We start from the raw sequence: 19,801 nt of genomic DNA, 5'->3' as shown, positions 1-19,801 counted from the left end.
GCCTATACGTTCACTCGTCAGCGCGGCACCTCGAACTGACGGACGCCGCGCAGGTCCCTTGCTGTCTCCGAAAGGTCCCCGCATGCTCTCCGGGAACGGTCGTCACCGTCGCCCCCGCCAGGCTCCGGCCCTCTTCGTCGCGGCCGGAGTGACCGGCTCCGCCATCGCCATCCCGCTGCTCGGCGCATCCGGCGCGAGCGCCGCCGACGGCACCACCTGGGACCGGGTGGCGGAGTGCGAGAGCGGTGGCTACTGGAGCGAGGACAGCGGAAACGGCTACTACGGCGGCCTCCAGGTCACCCAGGAGAACTGGGAGCAGTACGGCGGTACGACGTACGCGCCCAGCGCCGACCAGGCCAGCCGCTCCCAGCAGATAGCCGTCGCCGAGCGCATCCTCGCCGACCAGGGTCTCGCCGCCTGGCCGACCTGTGGCCCGCTGTCCGGTCTTGAGGCCGACTCGGATGCGGCCGATGTCGACACGGGTGTCGACGAGAGTGAGTCCGCTTCGCCCGGTAACTCCGATTCATCCAGATCAGATGGTTCGTCCAACTCATCCAACTCGTCCGGCTCGTCCGATGTGCTGGATTCCGTCGACGGCGGTTCCGCGAACGAGTCCGACTCCCAGGGTGCAGACAACTCCACCAAGTCGGACAAGTCCACCGAAGATGCGGAATCATCAGACTCGGCGGAGTCTGGCGACCCCTCGAACACGTCCGAGAACAACCCCTCCCAGGGGGCCGAGGGCGACCTCACGGGCACCCCAGGTCGTGACAACTCGGACAGCTCCGGTCTAACCGATGGTGATTCCGCCCTCATTGAGACCGAAACGGGCGCCGGTACCGGCCGCCACCGTGGCGAGCCCGCCGACGAGAGCGCCGCCGACGACTCGTACGTCGTCCGTGACGGCGACAGCCTCGTGGGTATCGCCGACTCCTTTGCGGTGGACGGCGGATGGCGCGGGCTCTACGCCGCCAACAAGGAGACCATCGGCGCCGACCCCGACCACATCATCCCCGGTCAGACCCTTGATCTTGAGGGCGAAACGGTCGAAAACCAGCAGTAGTTGACGTCACGTTTGGTGCTGAATGCCCGTTTTGGCGACAGTGTGGGATGAGTCTCAGAAGCCCTGATCGTCTTTGAAATTCCGCGGATCGCGTGTCTACGGTCAGGACCGCTCGCCAACACGAGCCCCGGCTGCCGCAACGCCGAATCCTGCCAGCGGCCGTACGGGAACAGTCGTCGCGTCAAGCGCCGTAGGCAGGAGCGGGGGACCCAAGGTAAGTGCCGGGACCGGCAGTTGAGGCAACTCGACCGCCGGCACCGGCTAGGGGTGAAGCCGCGCACCGCACGAGTGCGCGGCCGGGCAACTCAACCGGCCCGAACCCGACAGCTCACCTCGCAGGCGTCGGTGAGGGGATCGATCCATGCTGTTTTCCGGCAAGGGCAAGCACCGTCGTCCGTCCAAGGCCACTCGCGCCATCGCCATCGCCGGTGTCACCGGCGCCGCCGTCGCCGCCCCGCTGATGGCGGCCGGCAACGCCTCCGCCGCCACCGCCTCCGAGTGGGACGCCGTCGCCCAGTGCGAGTCCGGCGGCAACTGGTCCATCAACACCGGCAACGGCTACTACGGCGGTCTGCAGTTCTCCGCCTCCACCTGGGCCGCGTACGGCGGCACGCAGTACGCCGCCACCGCCGACCAGGCCAGCAAGGCCCAGCAGATCGCGATCGCCGAGAAGGTGCTCGCCGGTCAGGGCAAGGGTGCCTGGCCGCACTGCGGTGTGAACCTGTCGAGCACGCCGTACACCGGCGCCGCCGCCACCACCCCCGCGCCGCGTGCCACCGAGGAGCAGCCGGCCTCCCGCACCGCCGAGCGTCCGGCGCAGAAGACCCAGAAGGCCGAGAAGAAGGCCCAGACGACCGTGACCACCCCGACCGGCAAGAAGGTCAAGAAGGGTGACGGCGAGTACAAGGTCGTCAAGGGCGACACCCTCAGCACCATCGCCGAGGAGCACGACGTCAAGGGCGGCTGGCAGAAGCTGTACAAGCTGAACAAGGACATCGTCGCGGACGCCGACCTGATCTACCCCGGTCAGCAGCTGCACCTCAAGTAATCCCATAGCCGGACGACAGGTCCCTCATACCGGCCTCCTCCATACTGGAGGCCCCGTGAGGGCCACCCCCGTCCCCACGGGCTCCCCGCCCCGGTGCGTGTTCCCCCGTACGCACCGGGGCGGGGCTTTTGCCGAAAGCCCCCCGCTGCCGAAGCCGTCCCGCTGCCGAAGCCGTCCCACGGCCGAAGGCCGAAGCCCTCCCGCTACCGGGCCCGCTTCGTTGCGCACACCACCGATCCTTTGTTCCGCGAAGAAACAATGGGTACCGTCTGTCCTTGTCCACGGGACGGTCGGTCGGCTGGCCGAAGTCCCTCAGGCGGTTAGGCTCTAGTCGCAAGGCTCACGTGCCCCGCACTTCAAGCGTCACATCCCATGAAGGAGATGCTCGTGCCGTCCATCGACGTCGTCGTAGCCCGGGAAATCCTGGACTCCCGAGGCAACCCCACGGTCGAGGTCGAGGTCGGCCTCGACGACGGCAGCACGGGTCGTGCCGCCGTTCCCTCCGGTGCCTCCACCGGAGCCTTCGAGGCCATCGAGCTTCGCGACGGCGACCCGAACCGCTACCAGGGCAAGGGTGTCGAGAAGGCCGTCCTCGCCGTCATCGAGCAGATCGGCCCGGAGCTGGTCGGCTACGACGCCACCGAGCAGCGCCTGATCGACCAGGCCATGTTCGACCTGGACGCCACCGACAACAAGGGCTCCCTCGGCGCGAACGCCATCCTCGGCGTCTCGCTCGCCGTGGCCCACGCCGCCTCCGAGGCCAGCGACCTCCCGCTCTTCCGTTACCTGGGCGGCCCCAACGCCCACCTGCTGCCCGTCCCGATGATGAACATCCTGAACGGCGGCTCGCACGCCGACTCCAACGTGGACATCCAGGAGTTCATGATCGCCCCGATCGGCGCGGAGTCCTTCTCCGAGGCGCTGCGCTGGGGCACCGAGGTCTACCACACCCTCAAGAAGGTGCTGAAGGGCCGCGGCCTGTCCACCGGCCTCGGCGACGAGGGCGGCTTCGCCCCGAACCTCGGCTCCAACCGCGAGGCCCTCGACCTCATCCTTGAGGCCATCAAGGAGGCCGGTTACACCCCCGGCGAGCAGATCGCCCTCGCCCTCGACGTCGCCGCCTCCGAGTTCTACAAGGACGGCAAGTACCTCTTCGAGGGCAAGGAGCGCTCCGCCGCCGAGATGACGGAGTACTACGAGGAGCTCGTGGCGGCCTACCCGCTCGTCTCCATCGAGGACCCGCTGTTCGAGGACGACTGGGCGGGTTGGAAGGTCATCACCGACAAGCTCGGCGACAAGGTCCAGCTGGTCGGCGACGACCTGTTCGTCACCAACCCCGAGCGCCTCGCCCGCGGCATCGAGGAGGGCACCGCCAACGCCCTCCTGGTCAAGGTGAACCAGATCGGTTCGCTCACCGAGACCCTGGACGCCGTGGAGCTGGCCCAGCGCAACGGCTTCAAGTGCATGATGTCCCACCGCTCCGGCGAGACCGAGGACGTCACCATCGCCGACCTGGCCGTCGCCACCAACTGCGGCCAGATCAAGACCGGCGCCCCGGCCCGCTCCGAGCGCGTGGCCAAGTACAACCAGCTGCTGCGCATCGAGGAGATCCTCGACGACGCCGCGGTGTACGCCGGCCGCTCGGCGTTCCCCCGCTTCAAGGGCTGATCACCGCCCAGGGGTAGCCAGTCGTACGTACGTCCCCGTACTCGGTCCCGTACCGTGTGCGGGGACGTACGCGTGTGGAACGGGAGGCGGGGCAGATGGCCGTGAAGGACCGGGACCGGTTCTCCACCGCGACCAGGATCAGGCTGCTCGGGGAGCAGACAGCGGCCCGGGTCTACCGCTCCCAGACCAAACGGCAGGCCCGCCGCTCCCGGCTGACCGGCCGCGCCGCGCTGCTCGCCCTCGTCGTCTGCTCCCTGGTCGTCGCGCTCGCCTACCCGATAAGGCAGTACGTCGCCCAGCGCGCCGAGATCGCCGAGCTGGAACAGCAGCGGGAGCAGGCCCGGCAGCGGGTGGAGGACCTGCGCGACCTCAAGGCACGCTGGAAGGACGACGCGTACGCGGAGCAGCGGATCCGGGAGCGGCTGCACTACGTGCTGCCGGGCGAGACCGGGTACGTGGTGATCGACCCGGACGCCGTCAAGCGCACCCGCGCCGACCAGGGCGCCGCCGACCGTGCCTGGTACGCCAATGTCTGGGACGGGGTCGACAAGTCCGACGCCGCCGACCGATAGACAGAGACGAAAGACTGTAAACACTGTTATGGAAACGCCCCCGCCCACCACGCCGCGCACCCAGCCGACCGACGCGGACGTCGCGGCCTTCCAGCAGCAGCTCGGCCGCCCGCCGCGCGGGCTGCGCGCCATCGCGCACCGGTGCCCCTGCGGGCAGCCGGACGTGGTGGAGACGGCGCCCCGGCTGCCGGACGGCACGCCCTTCCCGACGCTGTACTACCTGACGTGCCCCAAGGCGAACTCCGCCATCGGCACGCTGGAGGCGGAGGGCGTGATGAAGGAGATGACGGAGCGGCTCGCCACCGATCCCGAGCTGGCCGCCGCCTACCGCGCCGCGCACGAGGACTACATCCGGCGCCGGGACGAGATCGAGGAGCTGAAGGGCTTCCCCAGCGCGGGCGGTATGCCGGACCGGGTGAAGTGCCTGCACGTCCTGGTGGCGCACTCGCTGGCCGCCGGGCCCGGCGTGAACCCGCTGGGCGACGAGGCGCTGGCGATGCTGCCGGAGTGGTGGCGCAAGGGCGCCTGTGTGACGGGAACTCAGGAGGACGCCCAGTGACGCGTGTCGCCGCCATCGACTGCGGTACGAACTCCATCCGCCTGCTGGTCGCCGACTGCGACCCCGCCACGGGTGACCTGGTCGACCTGGACCGCCGGATGACCATCGTGCGGCTCGGCCAGGGCGTCGACCGGACCGGCAGGCTCGCCCCGGAGGCGCTGGAGCGGACCTTCGCCGCCTGCCGGGAGTACGCGGCCGCCATCAAGGAGCACGGCGCCGAGCGGGTGCGCTTCGTGGCCACCTCCGCCTCCCGGGACGCGGAGAACCGGGACGACTTCGTGCGCGGCGTCATGGAGATCCTGGGCGTGGAGCCCGAGGTCATCAGCGGCGACCAGGAGGCGGAGTTCTCCTTCACCGGCGCGACCAAGGAACTCACCGGGCACGACCACCTGCCGAAGCCGTATCTCGTCGTCGACATCGGCGGCGGGTCCACGGAGTTCGTCGTCGGCGAGGACCATGTGCGCGCCGCCCGCTCCGTGGACGTGGGCTGCGTACGGATGACCGAGCGGCACCTGGTGCGCGAGGGCGCCGTCAGCGACCCGCCGACCGCCGAGCAGATCGCGGCGATGCGCGCGGACATCGAGGCCGCCCTCGACCTCGCCGAGCGGACCGTGCCGCTGCGCGAGGCGCGCACCCTGGTGGGCCTGGCCGGCTCGGTGACCACGGTCTCCGCCATCGCCCAGGAGCTGCCCGAGTACGACTCCGCCCGCATCCACCACTCCCGGGTCTCGCGCGAGCGGGTCCGGGAGATCACCGAGTGGCTGCTGCGCTCCACGCACGCCGAGCGGGCCGCCGTGCCCTCCATGCACCCGGGGCGGGTGGACGTGATCGGCGCGGGGTCGCTCGTCCTGCTGGCGATCATGGAGCGGATCGGTGCCGAGGAGGTCGTCGTGAGTGAGCACGACATCCTCGACGGCATCGCCTGGTCGGTGGCGTAGCCCCCACTTGTTACTGCTCGGTAGCGTTCGCTTGAGCAGGTCATGTAGCGTCTGAGCGGGTTCGAGGGGTCCTTGAGGACCCCTCCTTCGCACTCCCGCGAGAAAGTTCGTGAAGTTCTTCACAAGGAATTGGGTCCGGCGATGCCCCGTAAAGGGGCCGGTTGGCCCTTCCGGGGGGCCAACACCCCCTTGAACATGTTCAGAAGAGGTGTATGGAGCCCCTGTCGGAAGCGGCCCTCCGGGAGTGTTTCGGACCCCTCACAGCGCCTTCGAATGCAAGGAGAGGCAGCTCACGCGCCCTTGACAACGGTCGGCGCCGGACGCCGGTTCCCTCTCATCGGCATGATGTGGATCACGCGGGCCGGGGAGGATAACACACCCCCCGGCCGAGCTTGTGAAGGGGCGCACGAGCTACCCCCCAGGGGCGGGTGGATACTCGATGGCATGAGCACCACGGAGCGTCCCAGGATCCTCGTAGTAGGCGGTGGGTACGTAGGACTGTACGCAGCTCGGCGCATCCTGAAGAAGATGCGCTACGGCGAGGCGACCGTCACGGTCGTCGACCCCCGGTCGTACATGACCTACCAGCCCTTCCTTCCCGAAACCGCCGCCGGCAACATCTCCCCGCGCCACGTCGTCGTCCCGCTGCGGCGCGTGCTGCCCAAGGCGGAGGTCCTCACCGGCCGGGTCACCACCATCGACCAGGACCGCAAGGTCGCCACGATCGCCCCGCTGGTGGGCGAGGCGTACGAGCTGCCGTTCGACTACCTGGTCATCGCGATGGGCGCGGTCTCCCGCACCTTCCCGATCCCCGGCCTCGCCGAGCAGGGCATCGGCATGAAGGGCATCGAGGAGGCCATCGGCCTGCGCAACCACGTGCTGGAGCAGCTCGACAAGGCCGACTCCACCACCGATGAGGAGATCCGCCGCAAGGCGCTCACCTTCGTCTTCGTCGGCGGCGGCTTCGCCGGCGCGGAGACCATCGGCGAGGTCGAGGACATGGCCCGCGACGCGGCCAAGTACTACAGCAGCGTCTCCCGCGAGGACATGCGCTTCATCCTCGTCGACGCCGCCGACAAGATCCTGCCCGAGGTCGGCCCGAAGCTCGGCAAGTACGGCAAGGAGCACCTGGAGGCCCGCGGGGTCGAGGTGTACCTGTCCACCTCCATGGAGTCCTGCGTCGACGGCCACGTCGTGTTGAAGAACGGCCTTGAGGTCGACTCCAACACCATCGTGTGGACCGCCGGTGTGAAGCCGAACCCGGCGCTCGCCCGCTTCGGCCTGCCGCTCGGCCCGCGCGGCCACGTCGACTGCCGGCCGACGCTCCAGGTCACCGGCACCGACTACATCTGGGCCGCCGGCGACAACGCCCAGGTCCCGGACCTGGTCGGCCGCAAGGCCGGCAACGAGAACGCCTGGTGCCCGCCGAACGCGCAGCACGCGCTGCGGCAGGCCAAGGTCCTCGGCGACAACGTGGTGTCCGGCATGCGGGGCTTCCCGCAGAAGGAGTACAGCCACGCCAACAAGGGCGCCGTCGCGGGTCTGGGCCTGCACAAGGGCGTCGCGATGATCGTCGTCGGCAAGTTCAAGATCAAGCTCAAGGGCCGGCTGGCGTGGTACATGCACCGCGGCTACCACGGCCTGGCGATGCCGACCTGGAACCGCAAGATCCGGGTCTTCGCCGACTGGACGCTCGGCATGTTCCTCAAGCGCGAGGTCGTGGCGCTCGGTGCGCTGGAGTCCCCGCGCGAGGAGTTCTACGAGGCCGCCAAGCCGGCCCCGGCCGCCGTCGCGCCGAAGACCGAGGAGAAGGCCAAGGCCTCCTGACCTCCCTGGGTCGCTGAAATCCCCGAAGGACCTTCCGCCATCCGTGGTGCGGGAGGTCCTTCGGCGTTCCCGGGCCCGTGGGCCACATGTGCTCCAAAACGCCGACGGGGGACTGCGCAGCCGCCCTGTTGGTGTTTACGTGGGTACTTGGACATCAGGTATCCCGTTCTCCTGGGGCATGGAGGTGTGCGCCATGGCAGACGCCGCGCCGCGGCTGGTGGGCCTCGTCGAACAGTTGCTGGGAGGACCGCTCCCGGTGCGTATCCGCGCCTGGGACGGTTCGCAGGCGGGTCCGCCGGGGGCACCGGCGCTGGTCGTCCGCAACCGCCGGGCCGTGCGCCGGCTGCTGTGGAAACCCGGCGAACTCGGTCTCGCCCGCGCCTGGGTGGCCGGTGACCTCGACATCGAGGGCGACCTCTACACCTGCCTCGACCTGCTCTCCGGCCTGATCTGGGAGCGCGGCGAGGACGCCCGCTCGACCGGTCAGGCACTGCGCGACCCCGAGGTCCGCGCCGCGGTCCGGGGGCTGGTCGCCATGACCGGGATCCCGCTGCCGCCCGCGCCCCCCGAGGAGGAGGTCCGCCGCCGCGGCCACCTCCACACCAGACGCACCGACCGCCGCGCCATCAGCCACCACTACGACGTCGGCAACGACTTCTACGAGATCGTCCTCGGCCCGTCCATGGTGTACTCCTGCGCCTACTGGCAGGGCCCGGACGACACCCTCGAAGCGGCCCAGTACGACAAGCTCGACCTGGTCTGCCGCAAGCTCGCCCTCCAGCCCGGCATGCGGCTGCTGGACGTCGGCTGCGGCTGGGGCTCGATGGCCCTGCACGCCGCCCAGCACTACGGCGTGAGCGTCGTCGGCATCACCCTGTCCCAGGAACAGGCCGCCTACGCCCGCAAGCGCGCCGCCGACGAGGGGCTCACCGACCGCGTCGAGATCCGCGTCCAGGACTACCGCGACCTCAAGGACGGCCCCTACGACGCGATCTCCTCCATCGGCATGGCCGAACACGTCGGCGCCCAGCGCTACCTGGAGTACGCCACCCATCTGCACGGGCTGCTGGACGTGGGCGGACGGCTGCTCAACCACCAGATCTCCCGCCGCCCGCAGCGCGACGAGTCCACGTACCACGTCGACGAGTTCATCGACGCCTACGTCTTCCCCGACGGCGAGCTCCAGCCCGTCGGCGTCACCGTCGCCCAGCTGGAGCGCGCCGGGTTCGAGGTGCGGGACGTGGAGGCGATCCGCGAGCACTACGCCCGCACCCTGCGCCACTGGGTGGCCCGCCTGGAGGCCGACTGGCCGCGCGCGGTACGGCTCACCAGCCCCGGCCGGGCCCGGGTGTGGCGCCTGTACATGGCCGCCTCCGCGCTCGCCTTCGAGCGCAACCGCATCGGCGTCAACCAGATCCTGGCGGTCCGCACCCCCGACTCCGGCGCCTCCGGGATGCCCCTGCGCGCCCGCACCTGGAACTGAACACCGAAGGGCCCCGCCTCCGAGGGGAGACGGGGCCCTTCACCGAGCCGGGAACCGGCGCGCGGCCGATTCGGGCCGCCGGCGCGCCGGGCAGCGCCGACGCGGTGCCCTGTCACGCGCCCGAACCCGCCAATCGGCGCCGCCCGACGTCCGCGGCTACTCCGACTTGATCGCCGCGAGCATGTTCAGCCGCGCCGCCCGCCGGGCCGGCCACAGGGCCGCCAGCACGCCCACCACGGCCGCCAGCAGCAGGAACACGCCCATCCGGGTCCAGGGCAGGATCAGTTCGTACGTCGGCATCTTCGCGGCCAGCAGTTCACCGGCCGCCCAGCCGAAGAACACGCCCAGACCGATGCCCAGCACCCCGCCGAACAGGGAGATCACCAGGGACTCCAGCCGGACCATCCGCTTGATGCCCTTGCGGTCCAGGCCGACCGCGCGCAGCATGCCGATCTCCTGCGAGCGCTCGAACACCGACATCGCGAGGGTGTTGATGACGCCGAGGACCGCCACGATCACCGCCATGGCGAGCAGGCCGTAGACCATGTTCAGGATCAGCGTGAACATCTGCGCGATCTCGTTGGAGATGTCCTTCTTGTCCTGGACCGCGATGGCCGGGTTGTTGCCGAGGGCCTTCTCCAGCCGGTCCTTCGTCGCCTGGGAGGTGCCGTCCGCCGTCTTCACCATGACCTGCATGTCCGCGGGCTCTTCGAGGTGCGGGGTGAGGATGCGGTTGTCGATCATGATCCCGCGGATCATCTCGTTGCCCTCGTAGACCCCGGCGACCGTCAGCCGGTCCGACTTCCCGTCCTCGTAGTGCACGGTGAACGCGGAACCGGCCCGCCAGCCCTTGGACTTCGCCGTCTCGTCGTCGACGACCACCTTGCCGCCGCCGACCTCGAAGGCGCCGCTGTCCACGGGCAGCTCGGTCAGCTTCGCGATGGAGGAGCCGTCGACGCCGGTGAGGTACTCGGTCTCGCCGCCGATCCGCGAGGGCGCGTTGCGCAGCGGGCTGGTGGCGGTGACCCCGTCCAGCCCGCGCAGCGTCCGGTCGACGTCCGTGGACAGGGAGTTGCCGTTGGCCATGGAGACCACGTAGTCCGCGCGCAGCGACGAACTGGCCATCTTGTCGATGCCCTGCTGGAGGCTGCCCGCCATCACCGTCATCCCGGTGATCAGGGTGAGCCCGATCATCAGCGCGGAGGCGGTCGCGGCGGTACGGCGCGGGTTGCGCACCGAGTTCTGCCGGGCGAGCTTGCCGGACACCCCGAAGATCCGCATGACCGGCGTGGCCGCCGCGATCAGCGGGCGGGACAGCAGCGGCGTCAGGATGAAGACACCGATGATCAGCAGGACCGCGCCGATGCCCATCGGGGCCTGGCCGCTGGAGCCGTCCATGCCGGTAGCGGCGAGGACGACCGCGATGCCCGCGGCGGAGAACAGCGCGCCGAGCGTGTTGCGCAGCACCAGCGACTTGGTGGTCGCCTGGGCGTGCAGGCTGCTCATCGCCGCCACCGGCGGGATCTTCGCGGCCCGGCGGCCCGGCAGCCACGCCGCCAGCATGGTGATCACCACGCCGACCCCGAGGGCGGTGCCGATCGTGCCGGAGGAGATGACCAGGGGGCCGTCGGGGACGGTCGCGTCGAGCGCGCCCATCAGGGAGCGCAGGCCCGCGCCGATGCCGATGCCCGCGAGCAGACCGGCCGCCCCGGCGACCGCGCCGACCACGAACGCCTCGATCAGCACCGACCGCGTCACCTGCCGGCGCGAGGCACCGACCGCGCGCAGCAGCGCCAGCTCCTTGGTGCGCTGGGCGACCAGCATGGTGAAGGTGTTGGCGATGATGAAGGTGCCGACGAACAGCGAGATCCCGGCGAAGACCAGCATCCCCTGCTTCAGCCCGCTCATGGACGAGGAGATCATCTCGGCCTGGTCGTCGGCGAGTTCGGCGCCGGTGACCGTCTCGACCCTGTCCTTCGGCAGCGCCTTGTCCAGCGCCGCCTTCAGCCGGTCCTCGCTGGTCCCGGCCGCGGCCCGGACGTCGATCTCGTCGTACGTGCCCACCTTGCCGAACAGCTTCTGCGCCGTCGCCGTGTCGAACAGGGCGAGGCTGCCGCCGGCCGCGACATTGCCGTCGTCGGTGGTGAAGATGCCGACCACGGTGGGCTTGAGCACCGGTCCGTCGACGGAGAGCCGCACGGTGTCGCCGACCTTGTACCCGGTGCGCTTGGCGGTCTCGGAGTCGATCAGGACCTGGTTCTCGCCCTTCGGGGCGTGCCCGCTGACCAGCGGGTACCGCTCGTCCTTGGTGCCCCAGTAGTTGCCGCCCTGGGACTGGAAGCCGTCGCCGACGAGGTCGCCGTCCTTGTCGGCGACGGCGGTGAAGCCCTGGACGACGCCGATCGCGGAGGCGGCACCGGGGACCTCGGCGCTGCGCTCCAGCAGTTCGTCGGTCAGCTCGGGCGTCCGGGCGAGCTTGTTGCCCTCGGACTCCTGGGCCTCGGCGGTGACGGCGACGTCGACATGGTCGAAGCCCTTGGCGGAGCTGTTCTGCAGGGCGTTGGAGAGGGTGTTGGTGAAGACCAGGGTGCCGACGACGAACGCGACGCCGAGCATGACGGCGAGCACGGTCATCATCAGGCGGGCCTTGTGCGCGAGGACGTTGCGCAGGGCGGTGCGGAACATCAGGAGGTGCGGCCCTTCGCGTCGAACTGCTTCATGAAGTCGAGCACGGCGTCGGCGGTGGGCCGGTACATCTCGTCCACGATCCTGCCGTCGGCGAGGAAGACCACGCGGTCCGCGTAGGCGGCGGCGACCGGGTCGTGGGTCACCATCACCACGGTCTGCCCCAACTCCCGTACGGAGTTGCGCAGGAAGCCCAGCACCTCGGCGCCGGAGCGGGAGTCGAGGTTTCCGGTGGGCTCGTCGCCGAAGATGATGTCCGGCCGGGAGGCGAGGGCACGGGCGACGGCGACGCGCTGCTGCTGGCCGCCGGAGAGCTGGGAGGGGCGGTGGCCGAGCCGGTCGCGCAGGCCCACCATGTCGATGACCGAGTCCAGCCACTGCCGGTCCGGCTTGCGGCCCGCGATGTCCATCGGGAGCGTGATGTTCTCCAGCGCGGTCAGCGTCGGCAGCAGGTTGAACGCCTGGAAGATGAAGCCGATCTTGTCCCGGCGCAGCTTGGTGAGCTGACGGTCCTTCAGCGAGCCGAGCTCGGTGTCGCCGATGCGCACCGAGCCGGAGGAGAAGGTGTCCAGGCCCGCCACGCAGTGCATCAGCGTGGACTTGCCGGAGCCGGACGGGCCCATGATCGCGGTGAACTCGGCCTGCCGGAACTCGACGGAGACCCGGTCCAGGGCGACCACCTGGGTCTCGCCCTGTCCGTAGACCTTCGAAAGATCCGTGGCGCGCGCGGCCACGGCGGTGGCCCGGCCGGCGATAGGTGTGGTGGTCACGTGAAGGCGCTCCTCGGCAGACGTGGACGTGTTCGGGGGATGTGTTCCATCGTCCGCTGCGGGGGCGGCCGTGTAGTCAGCCGCTGTTCCGGTTCCGAAGGCAGACTCGGGTCGCACCGGGAGCCGGGGTGTCATACCTGGGGATGACGGCGGCCCCTGAGAGACCTCGCGTCAAGAACAGGTGGAGCGTCCTTGTTCGGCAGGTGAAATTCCGTCATTCCGCATGCGTGGCCGGGCGTCGCCCGCAAGGCTATTGGCAAGTGCGGATGGCCCGTACCGTCGGCTGATGCCCCCTCAGACGTCAATAAAATAAGACAACATCGGGCCGTCCTTCGGCTGTTCGGGGGATGTATCCCGATAGGCTCGGAACCTCAACGCGGAGCCCATGGCCTGCCCGGATGGTGGAATGCAGACACGGCGAGCTTAAACCTCGCTGCCCCTCGCGGGCGTACCGGTTCAAGTCCGGTTCCGGGCACTTCCGACCCCTGCACGGCCGCCCGATTCGCGGTCTCTTTCCGTGCATCCTCCATCGAACACTTCACCGCACGAACCGTTGACAGCGGCTGGTTGCGATCGGAGACTCACGTCATCAACTCGGTGAAACAAACTTCACCCGACGAACACAAGCGCGACCGCAGCCTTTCGTACATGAAGGGAACGACCGATGCGCACCACCGTCGGCATCATCGGAGCCGGCCCCGCGGGCCTCCTCCTCGCCCGGCTCCTGCACACGGCCGGTATCGACTCGGTCGTCCTGGAGAGCCGGGACCGCGCCTACGTCGAGCACCGCCAGCGCGCCGGGATCCTGGAGCAGGGCACCGTCGACGTCCTGCGCGCGGCCGGCGCGGGCGAGCGCATGGACCGCGAGGGGCTGCGCCACGACGGAATCGAACTGCGCTTCGACCGCACCCGCCACCGCATCGACTTCCCCGCGCTCACGGGTGGCCGCTCGGTGATGGTGTACGCCCAGACCGAGGTCTGCAAGGACCTCATCGCCCTCCAGCTGAAGGAGGGTCACCCTCTGCTCTTCGGGGCGGAGGCCCTCGCGGTGGAGGAGGCCACCACCGACCGCCCCCGCGTCCGCTACCGGCACGAGGGCCGCGAGTCGGTCCTGGAGTGCGACTACGTGGCCGGCTGCGACGGCTACTGGGGTATCGCCCGCCGCGCGATACCCGAGCGGCTCGGCCGCACCTTCGAGCGCTCCTACCCGTACGCCTGGCTCGGCATCCTGGCCGACGTACCGCCCTCGCACGACGAACTCGTCTACGCCCGCCACGACCGCGGTTTCGCCCTCCTGTCGATGCGCTCCCCCTCGGTCTCCCGCCTCTACCTCCAGGTACCGGAGGGCACCGATCCCGACGACTGGTCCGACGACGGGATATGGACCGAGCTGGAGCGCCGCTTCGAGACCAATGACGGCCGGCGCCTGGAACGCGGCCCCGTCACCCAGAAGTCGGTCACCCCGATGCGTTCCTTCGTCCACGAGCCGATGCGCCACGGCCGGCTCCTCCTCGCCGGTGACGCGGCGCACATCGTCCCGCCGACCGGCGCCAAGGGCCTGAACCTCGCCGTGGGCGACGTCGTCACCCTCGCGCGGGCCCTGATCCACCGGCGCGACACCGGATCGGACGAACGGCTCGACAGCTACTCGGCGACCTGCCTGCGCCGCGTGTGGCAGGCCGAGCGGTTCTCCTACGACCTGACGACCCTGCTCCACCGGGCCGGGGACGCCACCCCGTTCGAGGACCGGCTCCAGCTCGCCAGGCTGGCCCGGCTCACCTCCTCGCGGGCCGCGATGACCGATCTGGCCGAGTGCTACACGGGGTTCCCGCTCGACTGATCACCGATGGGTTCCGGCCAGGTAGCGGGTTGGTCATGAATGAGGGCCTCCGGTGTGGGGAATCACGCAGCCGCGTAGCGTGTTGCGCAGCACAGCAGGGGAAAGATCCTCCCCAAGCAGTAGGGTCTTTCCTTTGCCTTTCTATTACTCTTGAGCCAAGGCTGCGCAAGGTGGCCATGGAGGAGTGAAATGAGGAGCAGCAACCCGGTCTTCTCGCGACGGGGGTTCAGCCGCGACAACGGCTACGCGGGCTTCAACGCCCAGCCGCAGGCCGGGGGCGCCGCTGTGGGCACGCAGGGCAACCCCTACGCCCAGCCGCAGGGCGGTAACCCGTACGCCCAGAACCCGTACGCGCAGAACCCTTACGCCCAGCAGGGCCTGCAGGGCGCGCCGCCGCAGGCGCCGGTCACCACCGGCCGGATGACGATGGACGATGTCATCCTGCGCACCGGCACGACCCTCGGTGTCCTGATCGTCACCGCCGCGCTCGCCTGGGCGCTGCTGCCGGTCGACGACGCCAACATCAACCGGTCGTACGGCATCGCCATCGGCGCCGGTCTGATCGGCATGGTCCTGGCGCTGGTGCAGTCCTTCAAGCGCAAGGCGTCCCCCGCGCTGATCCTGACCTACGCCGCGTTCGAGGGTGTCTTCCTCGGCGTGGTCTCCAACGTCGTCGACAACCGCATCGCGGACGGCGCGGCCATGCAGGCCGTGCTCGGCACGATGGGTGTCTTCGCGAGCGTGCTGATCGCCTACAAGGCGGGCTGGATCCGCGTCAACCGCCGCTTCGCCGGCTTCGTGATGGCGGCCGCGCTCGGCTTCATCATGCTGATGGCGGTCAACCTGCTGTTCGCCGTCTTCGGCGGCGGTGACGGCCTCGGCTTCCGCAGCGGCCCGCTCGGTATCGTGATGGGTATCGTCGGCATCCTGCTCGGCGCGGCCTTCCTGGCCCTGGACTTCAAGCAGGTCGAGGACGGCATCGCCTACGGCGCCCCGCGTGAGGAGTCGTGGCTGGCGGCCTTCGGTCTGACGATGACCCTGGTGTGGATCTACATGGAGTTCCTGCGACTCATCTCGATCCTCAACAGCAGCGACTGATCCACCAACGGATCGTAGGAAGGGCCCCGGGTTCCGTACCCGGGGCCCTTCGTCGTCTTCGCGCGCCTAGAGGAATTTGCGCGCCGCCCTCCTCAGGTCGTACTCGTGGACGATGGCCTTCGCGTGGCCGTACGCGAGGTCGTATTCGTGGCGGAGCCAGCTGACCTTCTCCTCGAAGCGGACGAGGGCGGGTCCTTCTTCCATCGTGCGCAGCCAGTCGGAGACTTCACGACCGGTGCAGTGGGGGATGCGGGCGAGCATGTTGCGGTGGGTCTCCTCGGAGAGGACGTGGGACATCGGCGCCTCCGGACGCAAAGGGGATGTAAGCCGGTCCTTCAGGTCACGGTGCCTGAGGCTTCGCCCGTTGGCAACAGTCCCGTTCCAGCGCGTACGGTTGCGCCGTGGTGGATACGACGCGTCTGACCGAGGCTGTGGATCACTTCGCCGACCGGCTGCGGGGGGCGCCGCAGAGCAGGCTGCAGCGGGGCGCGGCCGCGGAGGCGCTGGCGCTGGCCAGGGAGTTGGCCCGGCGCGCCCAGCTGCTGGAGGACCCCGCCGCGGAGCCCCGGGAGATGCCGGACGCGGGGATGTTCGCCGCCGCGGACCAAATCACCGTCGCCGGACACGACTTGGGCCTCGTCCTGACGGACGAGGCCCAGGTGAACGAGGCTGTGGAGTTGGTCGCCGAGGCCCAGAAGCGGGCCGGGGTCTGAGCCCTACAGGCTCGCTATGACCCGGTCGGCCAGGATGTAGACGTTCTCCTCGCCGCAGGCGAAGGTCAGCGTGTACGCGCCGGAGATGCCCGAGCCGCCCAGCAGCACCGGGGTCTCGCCCGCGCGCAGCGCCTCGGCCAGCCGCTCCGCCGTCTCCCGGTGGCCCGGGGTCATGCACAGCGTGGTGCCGTCGGCGAAGACGTAGACGTCGAGGGTGCCGAGCGGACCCGGGCGGACGTCGGTCAGCTCGGTCGCGGAGGAGGCCAGCTCCTCCAGCGCGGCGACGGTGCGCTCATGGTCGTTCACGACCGGCGACTGCACCGGTACGAAGTCCGGGTGCGAGGGGTGCCGGCGGCGGGCCGCGGCCAGCTCCGGGGACTCCCCGGCGAACTCGTCGGCGTCCCCGCTCGGCTCGGCGACCGGCTCCAGCGGCTCCAGACCGACGAAATCGGCCTGCCGGGGCAGGAACAGCTCACTGTCGCCCAGACCCAGCAGGGTCGGGGCGTCGGAGGCGTCACGGGCCTCCTGGGCCGCCCAGAACGCGCGCGCCTCGGCCAGCTCCCGCTCCCGCTCCTCGGCGAGGGCGGCGGCGACGGCGGCGCGTATCTCATCGGCCTCGGCGGCCGCACGCGCGGCCGGGACCCGCCCCCGGGCCGCGGCCGCGTTGCTCGCGGCCAGCTCGGTGTGCAGGGCCGCGACCTGTCGACGCAGCACCCACAGGGTGCGCAGGACGGCGACGCCCACGGCGCCGGTGGCGGCCGTGGTGAGCAGCAGGGCGATGGGCATGGCGCTCACTGACGTACTCCCGGTTCAAAGTCGACCCCCGACTTCCTACATCAGCTTGAAGGGTGGACTAACCAGCTGTCAGTGCGTAACGTCACGAATCGGACAGGAACTTGCCTCTGGCGGTACTGGTGGAACACCCCTGACCTGCGGAAATCCCTCAACCGAGGGAGATAGGTCACATCCTGGGGGAGATTGGATCACAAAGCGGCCCGGAACCCGGGCGGTTGCCGGGTTCCGGGCCGAAGTCTCACTCAGGGTCGTGCGGTGGTCACGGTCAGCTCAGGCGCTCGATGACCATCGCCATGCCCTGGCCGCCGCCGACGCACATCGTCTCCAGGCCGAACTGCTTGTCGTGGAACTGGAGGGAGTTGATGAGCGTGCCGGTGATCCGGGCACCGGTCATGCCGAAGGGGTGGCCGACGGCGATGGCGCCGCCGTTGACGTTCAGCTTCTCCAGTGGGATGCCCAGGTCCTGGTAGGAGGGGATCACCTGGGCGGCGAACGCCTCGTTGATCTCGACCAGGTCGATGTCGTCGATCGTCAGACCGGCGCGGCGCAGCGCCTGCTGGGACGCCTCGACCGGGCCGAGGCCCATGATCTCGGGGGACAGGCCGGAGACGCCGGTGGAGACGATCCGGGCGAGCGGGGTCAGGCCCAGCTCGCGGGCCTTGGTGTCGCTCATGATGACGAGCGCGGCGGCGCCGTCGTTGAGCGGGCAGCAGTTGGCCGCGGTGACCAGGCCGTCGGGGCGGAAGACGGGCTTGAGGCCCTCGACGCCCTCCAGGGTGACGCCCGCGCGCGGGCCGTCGTCCTTGCTCACCACGGTGCCGTCGGGGAGGGTCACCGGGGTGATCTCCCGCTCCCAGAAGCCGTTCTTGATGGCTTCCTCGGCGAGGTTCTGCGAGCGGACGCCGAACTCGTCCATCTCCCGGCGGCTGACGCCCTTCCAGCGGGCGAGGTTCTCGGCGGTCTGGCCCATCGCGATGTAGGCGTCCGGCACCAGGCCGTCCTCGCGCGGGTCGTGCCAGGTGGTGCCCTCCTGCTGGGCGACCTCGGCGGTACGGGCCTCGGCCTCGGCGAAGAACGGGTTGTGCGTGTCGGGCAGCGAGTCGGAGTTGCCCTTGGTGAAGCGGGAGACCATCTCGACACCGGCCGAGATGAACACGTCGCCCTCGCCGGCCTTGATGGCGTGCAGGGCCATGCGGCTCGTCTGGAGCGACGAGGAACAGTAACGGGTGATCGTGCAGCCGGGCAGGTGGTCCATGCCCATCTGCACGGCCACGATCCGGCCGAGGTTGTTGCCCTGCTCGCCGCCGGGCAGACCGCAGCCGAGCATCAGGTCGTCGATGTCCCGCGGGTCGAGCTCGGGGACCTTGGCGAGGGCGGCCTGGATGATCGTGGCGGTCAGGTCATCCGGGCGCAGGTCCTTCAGGGAGCCCTTGAAAGCGCGGCCGATGGGGGAGCGGGCGGTCGAGACGATCACGGCTTCGGGCATCACGGCTCCAGACGACGACTTGAGGAGGGTTCAGGGGGCAAGTTACCGGTACGTAAGAGCGCGGTCACCGGCAGAGGGGTGTGATGCGGACCTCTTTTCCAAGCGCTTGCTTAGGGCGTTGTGGGTGCCCCGGACGGGCTGGCCTGCGACGGCTCCGCCTCCCGGACCCGGCGCCTGCGCCGCCGCTTGAGCAGTGCCCACGGACCCCGCGGACCCGTGGGCATCGCCGCGGTGACCTCGGTGCCCGCCTCCGACGCCGCCTCCGCCGCGGCCCGGGCCACCGGCAGGAAGCCCTCGCGGCGGGAGACGTCCGGGCGCTCCTCCTCCGCGGGCCACAGGCCCAGTGCCGCGCACACCGTGGGCAGCACGGCCATCGCCGCGGTGGCGTAGCCCTCCGCCGAGGGGTGGTAGCTGTCCGGCCCGAACAGCTCCCGCGGGTTCGCCTCGAACTCCGGGCCCAGCAGATCGCCCAGCGAGACCGTACGGCCGCCCTGCTCGACCACGCCGATGGTCTGGGCGGCGGCGAGCTGGCGGGAGGTGCGGCGGGCCAGCCAGCGCAGCGGCTGCTGCACCGGCTCGATGGTGCCGAGGTCCGGGCAGGTGCCGACGACCACCTCGGCGCCCGCGGTGCGCAGCCGCCGTACCGCCGTGGCCAGACAGCGCACCGAGCGGGTCGGGGGCATGCGGTGGGTGACGTCGTTGGCGCCGATCATGATCACGCAGATGTCGGGCACCCGATCGGAGTCCGCCAGCGTCAGCGACACCTGCCGGTCCAGATCGTCGGAGGTGGCCCCGGGCACCGCCACATTGCGCAGCCGCACCGGCCGCTCCGCCACCGCCGCGAGACCCGACGCCAGCAGCGCGCCCGGCGTCTGCCCGGCCCGCCGCACACCCTGGCCCGCGGCCGTGGAGTCGCCCAGCATCACCAGCCGCAGCGGAGGCTCACCGGTGACCGTGAAGCCGTTGCCGTACAGGCCGTCCGCGCTCGGCGGGTGCGGGGTGCCGTTGCCCACGGCGCGCTTGGCCAGCTGGACCTCGGCCAGCAGCACACCCACCACGGCCGCCCCGGCCAGGCCGATCCCGCCGCCGCCGTACGCGGCGCCGGCCGCGATGCGCCGGGCCACTCTCGCCCTCGACATGCTCGTCATGCCTCGCCGCCACCTCCTCGAACCCGTACACCCACTCCTTGCCCCGCACGGACCGTGGCCCAATCCCCACGGGGAGTGAACGACCGTCACGGAGGCTCCGGAGCCCAT

At 70.2% G+C, this 19,801-nt stretch carries 17 protein-coding genes, 1 tRNA gene and 1 riboswitch; of the genes, 12 read left to right on the top strand and 6 right to left on the bottom strand.

Annotated elements, in window-relative coordinates:
- The first annotated feature begins 82 nt into the window (after positions 1 to 82).
- The 8 genes from ACZ7L7_RS22620 to ACZ7L7_RS22585 all read left to right on the top strand — a co-directional run bounded on the left by ACZ7L7_RS22620 (position 83) and on the right by ACZ7L7_RS22585 (position 9,158).
- Positions 83 to 1,063 carry a transglycosylase family protein gene (locus ACZ7L7_RS22620; protein ID WP_472076931.1) on the top strand — a complete coding sequence of 327 codons (981 nt, stop codon included), beginning with the start codon at positions 83 to 85 and terminating at the stop codon, positions 1,061 to 1,063.
- 176 nt (positions 1,064 to 1,239) lie between these two features.
- Positions 1,240 to 1,420, top strand: a riboswitch (cyclic di-AMP (ydaO/yuaA leader).
- Positions 1,421 to 1,424: 4 nt separating this feature from the next.
- On the top strand, positions 1,425 to 2,111 hold the full coding sequence (locus ACZ7L7_RS22615; protein WP_472076929.1) for a transglycosylase family protein: 687 nt from the start codon (positions 1,425 to 1,427) through the stop codon (positions 2,109 to 2,111).
- Positions 2,112 to 2,498: 387 nt separating this feature from the next.
- Complete coding sequence (gene eno / locus ACZ7L7_RS22610; RefSeq protein WP_453607799.1) at positions 2,499 to 3,779, top strand: phosphopyruvate hydratase; 1,281 nt, start codon at positions 2,499 to 2,501, stop codon at positions 3,777 to 3,779.
- A gap of 95 nt (positions 3,780 to 3,874) precedes the next feature.
- On the top strand, positions 3,875 to 4,351 hold the full coding sequence (locus ACZ7L7_RS22605; protein ID WP_285516628.1) for an FtsB family cell division protein: 477 nt from the start codon (positions 3,875 to 3,877) through the stop codon (positions 4,349 to 4,351).
- A 28-nt stretch (positions 4,352 to 4,379) separates the two neighbouring features.
- A complete protein-coding gene (locus ACZ7L7_RS22600; protein ID WP_285516629.1) occupies positions 4,380 to 4,910 on the top strand; it encodes a DUF501 domain-containing protein in 531 nt (176 codons plus the stop codon).
- The gene (locus tag ACZ7L7_RS22595) at positions 4,907 to 5,848 is read left to right on the top strand and encodes a Ppx/GppA phosphatase family protein (RefSeq protein WP_471592388.1); all 942 of its coding nucleotides are present in this window, start codon (positions 4,907 to 4,909) and stop codon (positions 5,846 to 5,848) included. Before ACZ7L7_RS22600 ends, ACZ7L7_RS22595 begins: the two co-directional genes overlap by 4 nt.
- A 444-nt stretch (positions 5,849 to 6,292) precedes the next feature.
- Positions 6,293 to 7,675, top strand: a complete 1,383-nt coding sequence (locus tag ACZ7L7_RS22590) for an NAD(P)/FAD-dependent oxidoreductase (protein ID WP_285516631.1) — start codon at positions 6,293 to 6,295, stop codon at positions 7,673 to 7,675.
- Between the two features lie 193 nt (positions 7,676 to 7,868).
- Positions 7,869 to 9,158 (top strand): SAM-dependent methyltransferase, encoded by a 1,290-nt coding sequence (locus tag ACZ7L7_RS22585; protein WP_285516632.1) that lies wholly within the window; start codon positions 7,869 to 7,871, stop codon positions 9,156 to 9,158.
- A 156-nt stretch (positions 9,159 to 9,314) separates the two neighbouring features.
- On the opposite strand, the gene ACZ7L7_RS22580 is transcribed toward ACZ7L7_RS22585, so the two are convergent.
- Positions 9,315 to 11,843, bottom strand: a complete 2,529-nt coding sequence (locus ACZ7L7_RS22580; protein ID WP_472076926.1) for an ABC transporter permease — start codon at positions 11,841 to 11,843, stop codon at positions 9,315 to 9,317.
- Positions 11,843 to 12,613, bottom strand: coding sequence for an ABC transporter ATP-binding protein (locus tag ACZ7L7_RS22575; protein ID WP_093720992.1), 771 nt, complete (start codon positions 12,611 to 12,613; stop codon positions 11,843 to 11,845). Before ACZ7L7_RS22575 ends, ACZ7L7_RS22580 begins: the two co-directional genes overlap by 1 nt.
- 392 nt (positions 12,614 to 13,005) lie before the next feature.
- Here ACZ7L7_RS22575 and ACZ7L7_RS22570 point away from each other — a divergent pair.
- From ACZ7L7_RS22570 to ACZ7L7_RS22560, 3 genes are all read left to right on the top strand, one after another.
- Positions 13,006 to 13,088: transfer RNA gene (locus ACZ7L7_RS22570), tRNA-Leu, on the top strand.
- A 189-nt stretch (positions 13,089 to 13,277) separates the two neighbouring features.
- Complete coding sequence (locus ACZ7L7_RS22565; RefSeq protein ID WP_453607768.1) at positions 13,278 to 14,453, top strand: 4-hydroxybenzoate 3-monooxygenase; 1,176 nt, start codon at positions 13,278 to 13,280, stop codon at positions 14,451 to 14,453.
- 189 nt (positions 14,454 to 14,642) lie between these two features.
- Positions 14,643 to 15,551, top strand: coding sequence for a Bax inhibitor-1/YccA family protein (locus ACZ7L7_RS22560; RefSeq protein ID WP_285516635.1), 909 nt, complete (start codon positions 14,643 to 14,645; stop codon positions 15,549 to 15,551).
- A gap of 66 nt (positions 15,552 to 15,617) precedes the next feature.
- Here ACZ7L7_RS22560 and ACZ7L7_RS22555 read toward each other — a convergent pair whose 3' ends face one another.
- The gene (locus tag ACZ7L7_RS22555) at positions 15,618 to 15,848 is read right to left on the bottom strand and encodes a DUF4287 domain-containing protein (protein ID WP_285516636.1); all 231 of its coding nucleotides are present in this window, start codon (positions 15,846 to 15,848) and stop codon (positions 15,618 to 15,620) included.
- A gap of 104 nt (positions 15,849 to 15,952) precedes the next feature.
- Between ACZ7L7_RS22555 and ACZ7L7_RS22550 the strand changes: the two genes are divergently transcribed.
- A complete protein-coding gene (locus ACZ7L7_RS22550; RefSeq protein ID WP_285516637.1) occupies positions 15,953 to 16,264 on the top strand; it encodes a hypothetical protein in 312 nt (103 codons plus the stop codon).
- A 3-nt stretch (positions 16,265 to 16,267) separates the two neighbouring features.
- Here the strand turns inward: ACZ7L7_RS22550 and ACZ7L7_RS22545 are convergent, their stop codons facing one another.
- The 3 genes from ACZ7L7_RS22545 to ACZ7L7_RS22535 form a co-directional block, all read right to left on the bottom strand.
- Positions 16,268 to 17,050 (bottom strand): hypothetical protein, encoded by a 783-nt coding sequence (locus ACZ7L7_RS22545; protein WP_285516681.1) that lies wholly within the window; start codon positions 17,048 to 17,050, stop codon positions 16,268 to 16,270.
- A 274-nt stretch (positions 17,051 to 17,324) separates the two neighbouring features.
- Positions 17,325 to 18,545 carry an acetyl-CoA C-acetyltransferase gene (locus tag ACZ7L7_RS22540; protein WP_285516638.1) on the bottom strand — a complete coding sequence of 407 codons (1,221 nt, stop codon included), beginning with the start codon at positions 18,543 to 18,545 and terminating at the stop codon, positions 17,325 to 17,327.
- A 110-nt stretch (positions 18,546 to 18,655) separates the two neighbouring features.
- Entirely contained in the window at positions 18,656 to 19,693 is a 1,038-nt protein-coding gene (locus ACZ7L7_RS22535) for an SGNH/GDSL hydrolase family protein (protein ID WP_471592391.1), read from the bottom strand.
- Between the last annotated feature and the right edge of the window lie 108 nt (positions 19,694 to 19,801).

The sequence above is a fragment of the Streptomyces sp. NPDC110618 genome (assembly GCF_055657065.1).
Note: the sequence above shows the minus strand (reverse complement) of the source record. Positions and strands in the feature narration are given on the sequence as shown.

What these genes read in the sequence shown, in the direction of transcription:
- ACZ7L7_RS22545 (WP_285516681.1), bottom strand. Translation starts at nt 17,050, where the DNA reads ATGCCCATCGCCCTGCTGCTCACCACGGCCGCCACCGGCGCCGTGGGC.
- ACZ7L7_RS22560 (WP_285516635.1), top strand. Translation starts at nt 14,643, where the DNA reads ATGAGGAGCAGCAACCCGGTCTTCTCGCGACGGGGGTTCAGCCGCGAC.
- ACZ7L7_RS22615 (WP_472076929.1), top strand. Translation starts at nt 1,425, where the DNA reads ATGCTGTTTTCCGGCAAGGGCAAGCACCGTCGTCCGTCCAAGGCCACT.
- ACZ7L7_RS22580 (WP_472076926.1), bottom strand. Translation starts at nt 11,843, where the DNA reads ATGTTCCGCACCGCCCTGCGCAACGTCCTCGCGCACAAGGCCCGCCTG.
- ACZ7L7_RS22565 (WP_453607768.1), top strand. Translation starts at nt 13,278, where the DNA reads ATGCGCACCACCGTCGGCATCATCGGAGCCGGCCCCGCGGGCCTCCTC.
- ACZ7L7_RS22555 (WP_285516636.1), bottom strand. Translation starts at nt 15,848, where the DNA reads ATGTCCCACGTCCTCTCCGAGGAGACCCACCGCAACATGCTCGCCCGC.
- ACZ7L7_RS22585 (WP_285516632.1), top strand. Translation starts at nt 7,869, where the DNA reads ATGGCAGACGCCGCGCCGCGGCTGGTGGGCCTCGTCGAACAGTTGCTG.
- ACZ7L7_RS22605 (WP_285516628.1), top strand. Translation starts at nt 3,875, where the DNA reads ATGGCCGTGAAGGACCGGGACCGGTTCTCCACCGCGACCAGGATCAGG.
- ACZ7L7_RS22535 (WP_471592391.1), bottom strand. Translation starts at nt 19,693, where the DNA reads ATGACGAGCATGTCGAGGGCGAGAGTGGCCCGGCGCATCGCGGCCGGC.
- ACZ7L7_RS22590 (WP_285516631.1), top strand. Translation starts at nt 6,293, where the DNA reads ATGAGCACCACGGAGCGTCCCAGGATCCTCGTAGTAGGCGGTGGGTAC.
- ACZ7L7_RS22600 (WP_285516629.1), top strand. Translation starts at nt 4,380, where the DNA reads ATGGAAACGCCCCCGCCCACCACGCCGCGCACCCAGCCGACCGACGCG.
- ACZ7L7_RS22620 (WP_472076931.1), top strand. Translation starts at nt 83, where the DNA reads ATGCTCTCCGGGAACGGTCGTCACCGTCGCCCCCGCCAGGCTCCGGCC.
- ACZ7L7_RS22540 (WP_285516638.1), bottom strand. Translation starts at nt 18,545, where the DNA reads ATGCCCGAAGCCGTGATCGTCTCGACCGCCCGCTCCCCCATCGGCCGC.